Below are 13592 nucleotides of genomic sequence, written 5' to 3'. Positions count from 1 at the left end.
GGTATGGCGCCATGCACCTAAAATAGGTATAAAATTATTTAAGAAGTTACCTTAATATTTAGCTCTTTTAATTGGGAAGTCATAATTTTCGAAGGAGCATCCATCATCAAATCTGCAGCTTTCTGAGTTTTTGGGAAAGCTATGACTTCTCTAATACCTTCTGCCCCCGTTAATACCATCATAATACGATCTAAACCTAAAGCAATTCCTAAATGTGGAGGCGTCCCAAAACTCAGAGCATCGATAAAGAAGCCGAATTTTTCTTTTATACTCTCTGGTGATAACTCTAAAATAGAAAATATTTTATTTTGTAAATCTGCGTTATGGATACGTTGTGACCCTGAAGCGATTTCATATCCGTTAAGAACTAGGTCATAACTGGAAGATCGTACCGATAAAGGATCTTTGTCCAACAAAGGAATATCCTCATCTAAAGGTGAGGTGAATGGATGATGCTCTGAGCATATTTTCCCATCTTCTTTAGCAAATAAAGGAAAATCTGTGATCCAAACACAGTTGTATTGCGATTCATTGTACAAGTTGCGCTCTTTAGCTATCAATCTACGTAAATGATCTAAAGATTGATTGGCCACATCTTCTGGAGCCGCTATCAAAAGTAGGATATCATTATCTTCAGCCCCAAAATCAGCAAACATTGCTTGAAATACTGCTTCAGAAGCAAATTTCGCTACATTAGAAGCGATACCATTCTCTTGTTTCTTAATCCAAACCAATCCCATAGCACCGTAACGCTTGACAAATTCCGTGTAAACATCAAGCTGCTTACGAGAAATATCTGCTCCACCAGGCACACAAAAACCTTTTATTGTGCCTCCTTGAGCAAGCTGATCTAAAAATATAGAGAAGGAAAACTCTTTTGCATGTTCCCGACAATCATGAAGCTGCAAACCAAATCGCAGATCTGGTTTATCTGTACCATATAAATCTTTAGCTTCTTGATATGTCATTCTCGGTAATGGGAGGTCGATTTTAATTCCTTGAACAGCAAACATCTCTACTACTAACTGTTCAATTATAGGGAAAAGATCATTAGGAGTAGCGAAACTCATTTCAATATCAATCTGAGCAAATTCGGGCTGACGGTCAGCTCGAAGATCTTCATCTCTGAAACAAGTGGCTATTTGGAAATACCGATCGAGCCCTCCCACCATAAGAATTTGTTTAAACAATTGTGGCGACTGAGGCAAAGCATAAAAACTTCCGGGATATATCCTAGAAGGGACAAGATAGTCTCGAGCTCCTTCGGGAGTAGATTTACCTAAAATTGGCGTGACTACCTCGGTAAAACCCTGTTTATCCATATACTGACGACAAGCCATCATCACTTTATGACGACAGACTAATCGATCTAAAATTTGGCCTCTACGCATATCTAGATAACGGTACTCTAGACGCAACTCTTCATTAACGTGAATATGATCATCTGATATAGAAAAAGGAAGGTTTTTGGCTTTCGATAAGATCTCTACTTTTTCAATATCTACCTCAATCTCCCCTGTGGCTAAATTCGCATTTTCCATGCCTTCTAAACGTCGGCATACCGTTCCCTCTATGGATAAAACCCACTCTGAACGTACAGAATCAACTAACTGGTGTAATTCAGGTTTTTCGTCCTCACGACACACTATCTGTGTGATACCAAAACGATCTCGCAAGTCTATAAAAACGACTCCCCCGTGATTACGATAACGATGTACCCATCCAGATACACGGACACGTTCTCCTACATTGCTTAGGGATAATTCATTACAACGATGTGTTCTGTATTTCATATAGCAACCTTTGCTCTACCTCTTGCTTTGAACCAGAGAACTCTTTGTGCAAAGACATATTTTTAACTGTCAATTGCTCTGAAACCAACTCTCTTTCTCCCACGGGACAAACAAAAGTGGCTTTCTCCGCATCTGCTATTTTTAAAGCAGTTTTTAATTTCTTATGTGTCCAATCCACTTCTGTAGGGATGCCTAAGCTACGTAAGTGCTGTGCCCAAACAAAACAAAAAGAGTCGGCTTGCGGCTCAACCGGGATCAAACGCAATTTGTGAGAGGATAGCGGTGTGAAATTCCCTTGAGCCAATAAAGTCTGAATCACTCTCTCTAAACCAATTCCAAAACCACAAGCAGGAGTTGATAGCCCTCCAGAAGAAGCAATTAGGCCGTCATAGCGCCCTCCTCCTCCCAAAGCATAGGAATGACCTCCATATGTCGTGACAGCTTCAAAAACTACATCAGTATAGTAATCTAAACCACGCACAAGCCTTGGGTTAATATCATATGAAATGTTTAAATCCCTTAAAGCAGAAAGAATTTCATCAAAATATTTGTGATCATCATCAGAAATATAGTCAAGAATGGGTGGTGCAGATTTGATAATCTCTTGATCTTCTGGCTCTTTAGAATCCAATATCCTCAATAGATTTGTATTAAACCGTTCTTTACTTAACGAAGATAAAGAACTTAAATGATCATGGAAGTATTCTCGCAAAATCTTATCGTAGCGTTTGCGTGTGGCCTCTCCACCTAAAAAGTTCAATTGAACTTGCATGTGTTGCAAACCCACAGCAGAATAAAAATGCCAAAGTAAAGCAAGAATTTCAGCATCGCGAAGAGGATGACGTACCCCTAGAGCTTCTACCCCAAACTGATGATGCTGACGATACCTTCCTGACTGCTGCCTTTCATAACGGAACATAGGCAGAATATAATAAAACTTATTGTCATCACGTTGATTCATAGGGTTATCTATGAACGAGCGCACGATGGGGGCAGTCCCTTCAGGACGCAATGTCAATGACCGTCCTTTCTTATCCAGAAAGGTATACATTTCTTTTTTTACAATGTCACTTTGTTCTCCGACATGTAAAAAGACTTCCGACTTTTCAAAAACAGGCGTACGAATTTCTGAAAACCCGTATAAACTACATACGTCATGAATCACATCCTCGACCCGATGCCATAGAGAAGTGTTTCTCCACATATGTTTCGCATCCGTAATGTAAGGGAATATATCGAACACCCCTTTGGGCAAAGCTACTTTCACCGTATGTCTTTAATTTAATTGAACAACTTTAAGAGTAGAATATCCAAAATTCGGATAAAGAGCAAAATTAAACCCTTCCTATGTGAGAGTCAAGAGATTCACCGAATAGAGGTTCTAAGACCTCTTGACGAGGAAACTCACATTCGCCAATATATGTTTGTAATATTTTTTTCCAAATTTTTGTCTCGTAAGAACGCGCTTCTTTATTGTCTCCAGCTCCAATAGGTGCCAAAAACAAACTAATAAATACGACGCTCATTCTCTTCATAACAAGACTCTTGGAGCTCAGGTACCACCTTCCAACAATGAAGATGAAATACGCTAAAGCAAACTTCAATATTATTACATACATCAATCTATACTAAAATAAGTAACTGAAAACTACAATTAATCAATGTTTACAGGCACTACAAGATGTTATTACCTTCTTGTTTTTTCATTGCTCATATGCTAACCTCAGGTCTTCTCTGTTCCACTGAAACTATATTAAATATTTAAATATGAGATCTTATAATGAATATTTGGACCAAATTCTTTCAGCCTCCCAAGCACATTAAAGAACTTGATGATCCAGAATTAGTCAAAAAACAATACAAGTATTGGAGAATCCGCATCTTCTATAGCATGTTTATAGGGTATGTCTTCTATTATTTCACAAGGAAGAGTTTTACCTTTGCCATGCCAACACTAATGACAGATCTTGGCTTTGATAAAGCGCAGCTGGGGATCATCGGAAGTACTTTATACATCAGTTACGGTATTAGCAAATTTGTTAGCGGTGTGATATCTGACCAGTCTAATCCTCGTTATTTTATGGCGCTGGGTTTAATTGTTACAGGATTCACTAATATCTTCTTCGGGATGTCTTCCTCTATCCTGTTATTTGCATTATGGTGGGGGCTTAACGGTTGGTTTCAAGGTTGGGGCTGGCCTCCATGTGCCCGTTTACTAACTCACTGGTATTCAAAATCTGAGAGAGGAACTTGGTGGAGTGTATGGAGCACTTCGCACAATATTGGTGGAGCGTTAATTCCTATTCTTACAGGATTTGCTATTGATTGCTGTGGTTGGCGCGGAGCTATGTTTATCCCTGGTGTACTATGTATTCTCATGGGATTAGTTTTAATTAATCGCCTTCGTGACACGCCCCAATCCCTAGGTCTTCCCTCTATTGAAAAATTCCGAAAAAAGCAGGAAGCGCAAAAACACGAAGAAACCACTGCGGATATTTTAGAAGAAGAAGCAGAAAAAGAGCTTTCTACTAGAGAAATCCTCTTGACTTATGTTCTGAAAAACAAGTGGATTTGGTTATTGTCCTTTGCTTCATTTTTCATTTATGTTGTCCGCATGGCTGTAAATGATTGGAGCGCTTTATTCTTGATCGAAACAAAGCGTTACGTAGCTGTTAAAGCGAATTTCTGTGTTTCTCTATTTGAGATTGGCGGACTTTTCGGCATGTTAATTGCTGGATGGTTATCTGATAAAATTTCCAAAGGCAAACGCGGTCCTATGAATGTTGTGTTTTCTTTAGGATTGCTATTCTCGATTTTAAGCATGTGGTACAGCCGTAATCAAGATATGTGGTGGTTAGATGGCTCCCTTCTCTTTATTATTGGCTTTTTCTTATTTGGTCCTCAAATGATGATAGGATTAGCAGCTGCTGAGCTATCACATAAAAAAGCTGCAGGTACTGCTAGCGGCTTTGCAGGATGGTTTGCTTATTTCGGAGCAGCGTTTGCAGGTTATCCATTAGGAAAAATAGCTCAAGATTGGGGTTGGAGAGGTTTCTTTATTGCCCTTCTAGGCTGTGCTTTACTTGCTTTGGTTTTATTCCTTCCTACATGGAATGCCTCAGAGAGAAGTTTACAAACTAGAAAATAACGCGGGTTGACACGAAGGTTACTTGTGACTTGGATACCTCTTCATTGTCATTCTCAATACTCTATTCTAGATGCTACAAGCTCTATTAAGAGCTTTGTAGCAAAAGCAAAAGAGTATCAAATTCCTTCCTTAGCGTTAACAGATCATGGGAATCTCTACGGAGCGATTGAGTTTTACAAAGAGTGCCAACAAAACGATATTAAGCCTATTATTGGCTGTGAAATCTACGTCGCTCCTTCATCACGTTTTGATAAAAAGAAAGAGAAAAAAAGCCGCGTTGCCAATCACCTCATTCTGTTATGTAAAAACGAACTAGGCTATCGTAATCTTTGTCTATTATCTTCCTTAGCTTTTACTGAAGGGTTTTATTATTTTCCTAGAATAGACAGGGACCTTCTTAGCCAACATGCTGAGGGGTTAATTTGTTTATCCGCGTGTCTTTCTGGTTCTGTAGCACAAGCGGCATTAGAATCAGAAGAGGCTCTAGAAAAAGATCTCCGCTGGTATCAAAATTTATTCGGGGAAGATTTTTACAGTGAAATCCAACTGCATAAAATGTCTGAGGAGAAAATAGCTTCTCTGGGTGAAGAATGGTTGAAACATGAGTATTATCAGTTTATTGATTCCCAAACAAAGGTAAATCAAGCTGTATTAGATGCAAGTAAACGTTTAGGCATTCGATCGGTAGCTACAAACGATATTCACTATATTCATGCTGATGATTGGTTAGCTCATGAGATTCTCCTCAATGTCCAACTAGGAGAAACCATAAGGATAGCAAAGCAGAATACCTATATCCCCAACCCCAAGAGAAAAACTTTCCGTAGTAGGGAATATTATTTTAAATCCCCTGAAGAAATGGCAATGTTATTTGCCGATCATCCTGAAACGATTACTAATACTTTAGAAGTTGCTGATAAGTGCAACCTAGAATTAAATCTTTCAAGCAAACACTACCCTATTTATGTTCCTGATTTTTTAAAAGATAAGCCAAACTATACTGAAGAAGAGCGTTACGCAGCTTCTTCAGCTTTTCTTCGAGAACTTTGTGAAAAAGGCTTGTCCACAAAATACACTCCAGAAAAGCTTGCTCATATCTCAAAAAAATTCCCTGATCGCGATCCCTTAGAATTAGTCAAAGAACGCTTAGAAATGGAAATGTCTATCATCATTCCTAAAGGGATGTGTGACTACCTACTGATCGTTTGGGACATCATCTATTGGGCAAAAGATAATGGTATTCCTGTAGGTCCTGGTCGTGGTTCTGGAGCAGGCTCTGTTATGTTATTCCTATTGGGAATCACAGAAATAGAACCTATTCGTTTTGACTTATTCTTTGAGAGATTCATTAACCCAGAAAGGTTATCCTATCCTGATATCGATATCGATATCTGTATGGCAGGACGTGAACGCGTTATTAACTATGCAATAGAACGTCATGGGAAAGATAACGTTGCCCAGATCATTACTTTTGGAACTATGAAAGCCAAAATGGCTGTAAAAGATGTGGGTAGAACTTTAGATGTTGCCCTTTCTAAGGTTAACCACATTGCCAAGCATATTCCAGAGCTGAATACTACGTTAGCAAAAGCCTTAGAAACAGACCCTCACCTAAACGAATTGTATACCAACGATGCTGAAGCGGCTCAAGTTATCGACATGGCAATGCGTCTAGAAGGATCTATCCGCAATACAGGAGTGCATGCTGCTGGAGTGATCATCTGTGGAGATCGCCTAACGAATCACATACCCATTTGTATTTCTAAAGACTCTACCATGATCACCACACAATTTTCCATGAAGCCGGTGGAAAGTGTAGGCATGCTTAAAGTAGACTTCTTAGGATTAAAAACCCTAACTAGTATCCACATAGCCATTCGTGCAATCGAAAAGAAAACGGGAAAGTTATTAGAGATGGCATCTCTACCCCTAGATGACAAAACGACATTTGCTCTTTTGCATCAAGGGAAGACTATGGGTATATTCCAAATGGAATCCAAAGGAATGCAGGAATTAGCAAAAAATCTCCGTCCTGATTCTTTTGAAGAAATCATAGCGATAGGTGCTTTGTATCGTCCAGGTCCTATGGACATGATTCCCTCATTCATCAACCGAAAGCACGGGAAAGAGATCATAGAATATGATCACCCCTTGATGGAGAGCATTCTCAAAGAAACCTATGGGATTATGGTTTATCAAGAGCAAGTTATGCAAATTGCCGGCTCTTTAGCAAGCTACTCCTTGGGAGAGGGTGATGTCTTACGTCGTGCTATGGGGAAAAAAGACATCGATCAAATGCTCAAAGAGCGAACAAGATTTTGTGAACGAGCATGCAAAAATGGTATTGATGCTGATCTAGCAACGACTATTTTTGATAAAATGGAAAAGTTTGCTTCTTATGGATTTAATAAATCTCATGCGGCTGCTTATGGGTTAATCACTTATACAACTGCATATCTCAAAGCGAACTATCCTAGAGAATGGTTGGCAGCTCTTCTTACCAGTGATTCTGACGATATTGAAAAGGTAGGGAAACTGATCCATGAAGCGCATAGCATGGATATCTGTATCCTTCCTCCTGATATCAATGAATCCGGAACTGATTTTGTTGCTACAGATAAGAGCATTCGTTTTGCTATGGGGGCCATCCGAGGTATAGGGAAGGGCCTTGTAGAAAGTATTATAGAAGAGAGAGAGAAACACGGTCCTTATCAAAGTATTCAAGATTTTATTCAACGCTCTGATTTAAAAAAAGTTACTAAAAAACATACAGAAAACTTAATTGATGCGGGATGTTTTGATGTTTTTGAACCAGATAGAGACGTCGCTCAAGCAACTTTAGAATCCCTATACGATAGTATATCTAAAGAAAAGAAAGAGGCAGCTACTGGTGTCATGACCTTCTTTTCTTTAAATACTATGAATCAAAAACATCCTATCACCTTAACTCCTGCAGCTGATGTTGTCCGTAGATCAAAAAAAGAAATACTTAAGAAGGAAAAAGAACTTTTAGGGATCTACCTTACTGAGCACCCCATGGATGCTGTTAAAGATATTTTACCTCGGCTTTCGGTGGTAAGTCCTGGAGAATTTGACAATCTCCCTCATGGAGCAGTAATTCGGACAATATTTATTATTGATAAGGTAACGACACGGATTTCCTCAAAAGGCCAAAGAAAATTTGCTTTATTACGTGTTAGCGATGGCGTAGATTCTTATGAACTGCCGATATGGCCAGAAATGTATGCTGAGCAGCAAGAGCTTCTAGAAGAAGATCGTTTAATTTACGCTATTTTATCTATTGATAAACGTAGCGAATCTCTACGCTTATCTTGCCGATGGATGAGAGACCTGTCTCTTATTAATGAAGATCTCATTCAAGAATGCGACGATATGTTTGATAAAATCAAAAGTCAAATGCAGAAAATGTCGTATTTAAATTTAGAAACTAATAAAGACGCGAATCAGAGGAAAACATCAACCATGTCAAAGTCTACTGATCACAAGTCTCAGGTGCCCACAGTTAAGCTATCTTTAGATCTTGAGCAACTACGCCATAGCCACTTATGTACGTTAAAACAAATCATTCGCAAATATCCTGGATCTCGCGCACTCTCTCTAGTTTTTACCAAAAATAATGAACGTGTAGCCTCTATCTCTCCGGACTCTGATTATTTTGTCGCTGAAGATACTAGTGGTCTTCAAAAAGATTTGGAAAATTCCCAACTTCCTGTTCGATTCATTGCTGTTTAAATATCCTGATATGGCTTACCTGTGACTGCATTAATATACTCTATACGGATACTATTATCTGCAGCAACCAGTGACACCTTATATACAGGCACATAAACAACCACCTTATCTAATATGAGGAAGTTATCTCCGAAAATCATTTCAGCAAGGTTACTGATACGATCTTCTGAAAACTGTGGGGATACAATAGAGGACCCTCGAGGTTTTCTTAGCCATACTGGAGACGACTGGATCGTTGTTGTACAACCTTTAATTGGTTGAAGTTGTTGGAAATGGCTACCTATTTGACTTCCCATAGAGAAAATCAATTTCTTTTTTTGACAGGCTCGGATGACTTTATCTGCTCGGATATTTTTCATAGATAAAGCGTGAGTTAGAGATTCCTTAGACGCTGCTCCTCCCAGATTTGCCAAAGCTTGCATAACATTTACGTCTTGCTTGCCAGCTTTTAGCATCAAGCACTCTCTAAATCCTTTAGAACAATTCCATGTCCCGGTATTCAGGACCATTTCACCATTCGCTAAACTCCAAAGGATATCTCCTTCCTGGCTCACCATGGTTTTCTTAACAACATCTTCTCGGGAGAAACGCACATGCATCAATGTATGAGGGACAAAAATCAACTCTACAGTAGCCTTACCCTCTTGATGTTCAGGAAAGAAAGTCAAGACTTGCTCTGGAGAAAGTTTTCTCTCAAAAACTCGTAACTTCTCAAATCCAGACACCTTGCGGACAAACCTGCAGCTTTTTTCAAAAACATCCATGCTATAATTTGTGGTTACTTGCATGGCTTTATGTGCACAAGGCACATTGTCCCATAAAAAAACTCCACAAAAAAGAGATGCAACAAAAGTACCAAAGTACAAAACTAACTTTTTCATAAAAAACCTTTTTATTTATTTTACTAAATAAAAAAATGTTTTATCAAACAAAAAAAATTATATTTTGTAAATAAAACAAAAACAACGGATTTGACAAATTCTCTTTTTCTTTTCTATGATAACGTTTTGTTATCGTAGCTTCATGCCGGATTTATGAAATCTGTTTTACAGTTTGTTGTTTTGTTACTACTTTTATCTTCTGGCTGCTATGCCAGACCGATTTCTTTTGAGCCTTTTTCTGGCAAATTATCTCCTCAAAAGTTTACACCTAAGTACTCTCCGCAAGAATATCTTTCCGAAGGAAAGCGCTATTTAGAACAACAACGTTATCGCAAAGCCTTTCTTTGCTTTGGCATGATTACACACCACTTCCCACAAGATCCGTTATATTCTGAAGCTTTATACTTAACGGGAGTTTGTTACTTTAAAAATGATCAACCAGATTTAGCTGAAAAAGTTTTTTCCGCGTATTTACAACTTCCTGACGCTGATTACTCTGAAGAATTGTTTTTAATGAAATATGCTATAGCAAAGAGCTTCGCTCAAGGAAAACGTAAACACGTATTCCTTTTAGAAGGGTTTCCTAAACTTGCGAATGCCGACGCGGATGCTTTACGTATTTATGACGAGATCCTCACGGCTTTCCCTAATAAAGATCTAGGAGCTCAGGCTTTGTATCTTAAAGGGGACCTTCTTGTGACTAAAAAAGATCTTCCCGAAGCGATTAAGACATTTAAGAAGCTAACATTACAATTTTCTGCTCATCCTTTATCTCCAAAATCTTTTGTGCGTCTTTCAGAGATTTATCTTATGCAGGCACAAAAAGAACCTCATAACTTGCAGTATTTAAACCTTGCAAAGATTAATGAAGAAGCTATAGGCAAGCAGCACCCTAATCATCCTTTAAATAGCGTTGTTGCTGCGAATGTACGCGCTATGTGTGAGCGTTATGCTTCAGGGCTATACTCTACAGGAAGATTTTATGAGAAAAAGAAGAAGCCTCATGCAGCAAGTATCTATTATGCTACCGCTATAGAAAACTATCCTGAGTCATCTTTAGTAGCTAAGTGTCATAAACGACTAAATAGAATAACAAAGCATTCTTCTTAGTTTTAAGATATTTTCTATGCGTATTGTACTTTTTTTGCTGTTTTCTTGTTTGTCCGGTTTAGGACTATCTTCTTGCTCTGGATATTCTATTTTACGTTCTTCAGGTACTTTATCAGATTTAGGACGTTCAATACTCTCTGAAGGCATTTATCTTTCTCCTATTGATAAGGACTCTCTAGGGCAATTGACATCAGCTCTCATGTATGAATTAGGGAAGCGTTCTCTCCCTGTACGCAATGGAGAAAGTTGCGCTCGCTACCTGCTCAAAGTGCAACTCTTGAATGAGGTTGACGAGAATACAGGTTTTACGTATGCCCCAAATAAAATTGGTGATAAAACCCCCAGACATTTTATTGTTTCTAGCGAGGGGCGCTTATCCTTGTCTGCGAAAGTACAACTTATTGACAGACATTCGGGACAAGTCATAGTCGATGACTGTATAGCAAAAAAATCAGTCTCTTTTGATTTTGAACCCGATTTAGGCGTAGTGAATGCTCATCAGTTTGCCTTAGGTCAATTTGAAATGCATAATGAGGCTATTAAGAGCGCCTGGCGTGTGCTGTACGCTCATTTAGCTGAGACTATAGTTCAACAGGTATATTATGACCTCTTCTGATGGAGAAGCAGTCTTCCCGGCACTCCTTAGTGAACTTCACAATATGCTAGACTTCGTTAAAGGGACAGAACAACTCAAAACATTCCCAAAAGAAAAGCTTTTAAAATTAGAGTTAGCTTGTGAAGAGTTACTAGTGAATATCATCTCCTATGCATACCAAGAAGCGCCAACTCCAGGATCTATAATCATCTGTTGCAATGGAGACAAAGACGCCTTGCATGTCACCATTAAAGATCACGGCCCTTCTTTTAATCCTCTAACTGCAGCTATTGATATTCAAGATCACTTACCTTTAGATCAGCGAAAACTCGGTGGGTTAGGAATTTTCTTAGCAAAAAACTCGGTGGATGAATTTCAGTATGAAAGGCACGAGGATGCGAATATTGTACATCTGAAAATCCACAATCATTAGTCAATCTTGATTAAAACGGAAAGAGCGTAACATACTTTCGGTATCTTTGATATCCTGGAGATATATCTGAAGTGCTTCGAGAATCAACCTGGATTGGTTATACTCTCCGGAAGCCTGAAATGCCAGTTCTGGAGTATAGTCTCCTTTAGAATGGTATAAAGCAATATATCCTCGAGTGACTGGTTCTCCTTGAACTATCTCTGGGACTAACCAAACAGCAAAATCTGCATTAAATAAAGTGAGTTTATCTGCGGATTCTGCAATGATGAAATTACTCATAGGAAGCTCTTTAATAGAGTCCATTTTAAGTTCAGACGCAGAATGAGACAGGACATCGGCTATATCCATAAAGCCCTCAGGAAACGCCGTTTCTTTGTTATAAATAGAACGACGGTAAAAATCCTCTAAAAAATCCAAACTCATAACGTTTTCCCTCTCATTTATGGTAATTCTTTATTTTAAGAGGCGTCAAGAGCTTTCTCGGACTTGCTTGAAGATTCCTATCTAAGTAACAAGCTATCAAAACCCCTAAGATGATAAGAGTTTTTTTTAGATTTGCCTTGCTTCCTTTCCTGGTAGGATTGTTTACACATCCTTTGTATGGACACATAGTATTTCCTGAAACACGAGGAAATGCAGTGGCGGTTGTGCATGCAGAAACAGGTAAAGTACTTTATGCTAAGGATATAGATAAAAGAATCTATCCTGCGAGCATGACCAAAATCGCGACCGCACTATTTATCCTGAAAAAGCACCCAGATGTTTTAAATCGCTTTATTATAGTAAAGCCGGACGCCATAGCTTCAATCACTCCTCAAGCAAAAAAACAATCAGGATACCGCAGTCCTCCGCATTGGCTAGAGACTGATGGTGTAACAATACAGCTACAAAATAAAGAAGAGGTATCCGGCTGGGATCTATTCCATGCGTTATTGATTTGCTCAGCCAATGATGCGGCTAATGCTCTGGCTATCGCGTGCTCAGGATCTGTCGTAGAGTTTATGAAACAACTCAATGATTTCTTGAGGGAAATTGGTTGCGCCCATACCCATTTTAATAATCCTCATGGCCTACATCACCCCAATCACTACACAACAGCAGGTGATTTAACACGTATTATGCGCGAGGGATTAAAAGAGCCGTTATTCCGTCAGGTTATCCGAACGACCAACTACAAAATGGCTCCTACGAATCTCAGCCAAGAGAGAATTCTCAATCTTACAAATAAGCTGATCCTTCCCGGATCTACTTATTACTACCCTCCTGCTTTAGGGGGAAAAACAGGAACAACAAAAGATGCAGGGAAAAACCTCGTCTTTGCAGCGAAAAAACATGGTCGATCTATTATCACTATAGCTACTGGTTACTCTGTTATGAGCGAACTTTATGAAGATGTTATCGCTTTATGCGAAGGCGTTTTCAATGAGCAACCGCTACGAAGGTACCTCATTCCTCCTACAGAAAAATATACCCTACGTCTCGGCCTCTTAGGGAAAATCTCTATTCCTCTACCTCATGGAGTCTATTATGATTTCTATGCTTCTGAGGGTGAGGAGCCTAAAACACTCTCTTTTGTTCCTCATGCAACAAAACTCCCTATTCACAAGGGAGATCTTCTCGGGCATTGGGTATTTCGCAATATTTCTGGGGAAAGAGTCCGTGCTGAACCTTTATATGCGGCGGATGCCATTCATCCCTCTATTGGACAGAAAATCCGTTTGTATACTAAGCGTGTAATGACTTCATATAGAACGTATATTGTTCTAACACTCGTTCTGCTTTACTATAGGAAAACTCGAGTACACCGGCGCAAATCCTCTCGATATTACCTATAATACAACTCTTTCTTTTAGCTTATGAAAAACCTGATTTTTGCATA

At 39.0% G+C, this 13592-nt stretch carries 11 protein-coding genes; 6 read left to right on the top strand and 5 right to left on the bottom strand.

The window, feature by feature from the left end; all coding sequences use genetic code 11:
- Positions 1–38 precede the first annotated feature (38 nt).
- From aspS to FI836_RS03095, 3 genes are all read right to left on the bottom strand, one after another.
- A complete protein-coding gene (gene aspS, locus FI836_RS03105; protein ID WP_006342753.1) occupies positions 39–1793 on the bottom strand; it encodes an aspartate--tRNA ligase in 1755 nt (584 codons plus the stop codon).
- Positions 1768–3060 carry a histidine--tRNA ligase gene (hisS, locus tag FI836_RS03100; protein WP_013462585.1) on the bottom strand — a complete coding sequence of 431 codons (1293 nt, stop codon included), beginning with the start codon at positions 3058–3060 and terminating at the stop codon, positions 1768–1770. Before hisS ends, aspS begins: the two co-directional genes overlap by 26 nt.
- A gap of 67 nt (positions 3061–3127) precedes the next feature.
- Positions 3128–3328: a hypothetical protein gene (locus FI836_RS03095; protein WP_014943643.1), complete on the bottom strand. Its 201-nt coding sequence runs from the start codon at positions 3326–3328 to the stop codon at positions 3128–3130.
- 245 nt (positions 3329–3573) lie between these two features.
- On the opposite strand from FI836_RS03095, the gene pgtP reads away from it, so the two are divergent.
- Together pgtP and dnaE are read left to right on the top strand one after the other, a co-directional pair.
- Positions 3574–4941 (top strand): MFS transporter, encoded by a 1368-nt coding sequence (pgtP, locus tag FI836_RS03090; protein ID WP_006342750.1) that lies wholly within the window; start codon positions 3574–3576, stop codon positions 4939–4941.
- 24 nt (positions 4942–4965) lie between these two features.
- Entirely contained in the window at positions 4966–8694 is a 3729-nt protein-coding gene (dnaE, locus tag FI836_RS03085) for a DNA polymerase III subunit alpha (RefSeq protein WP_014943642.1), read from the top strand.
- Here dnaE and FI836_RS03080 read toward each other — a convergent pair.
- A complete protein-coding gene (locus FI836_RS03080; RefSeq protein ID WP_014943641.1) occupies positions 8691–9575 on the bottom strand; it encodes a hypothetical protein in 885 nt (294 codons plus the stop codon). The two genes, dnaE and FI836_RS03080, sit on opposite strands and share 4 nt — an antisense overlap.
- A gap of 153 nt (positions 9576–9728) precedes the next feature.
- On the opposite strand from FI836_RS03080, the gene FI836_RS03075 reads away from it, so the two are divergent.
- Genes FI836_RS03075 through FI836_RS03065 form a run of 3 tightly spaced genes read left to right on the top strand, consistent with a single transcriptional unit; the run spans position 9729 to position 11713 of the window.
- The gene (locus FI836_RS03075) at positions 9729–10685 is read left to right on the top strand and encodes a tetratricopeptide repeat protein (RefSeq protein WP_006342747.1); all 957 of its coding nucleotides are present in this window, start codon (positions 9729–9731) and stop codon (positions 10683–10685) included.
- 16 nt (positions 10686–10701) lie between these two features.
- Positions 10702–11301, top strand: a complete 600-nt coding sequence (locus tag FI836_RS03070; RefSeq protein WP_006342746.1) for an LPS assembly lipoprotein LptE — start codon at positions 10702–10704, stop codon at positions 11299–11301.
- On the top strand, positions 11288–11713 hold the full coding sequence (locus tag FI836_RS03065; protein ID WP_006342745.1) for an ATP-binding protein: 426 nt from the start codon (positions 11288–11290) through the stop codon (positions 11711–11713). The genes FI836_RS03070 and FI836_RS03065 overlap by 14 nt, the downstream gene beginning before the upstream one ends.
- On the opposite strand, the gene FI836_RS03060 is transcribed toward FI836_RS03065, so the two are convergent.
- Positions 11714–12136, bottom strand: a complete 423-nt coding sequence (locus FI836_RS03060; protein ID WP_014943640.1) for a hypothetical protein — start codon at positions 12134–12136, stop codon at positions 11714–11716.
- Between the two features lie 110 nt (positions 12137–12246).
- Between FI836_RS03060 and FI836_RS03055 the strand changes: the two genes are divergently transcribed.
- Positions 12247–13548 (top strand): D-alanyl-D-alanine carboxypeptidase family protein, encoded by a 1302-nt coding sequence (locus FI836_RS03055; protein WP_015385937.1) that lies wholly within the window; start codon positions 12247–12249, stop codon positions 13546–13548.
- The last annotated feature ends 44 nt before the right edge of the window (positions 13549–13592 follow it).

It is taken from the genome of Chlamydophila parapsittaci, from assembly GCF_006385615.1.
In the GTDB taxonomy this organism is placed as follows: Bacteria; Chlamydiota; Chlamydiia; order Chlamydiales; family Chlamydiaceae; genus Chlamydia; species Chlamydia psittaci.
This window is presented reverse-complemented; position numbering and strand designations above follow the sequence as displayed.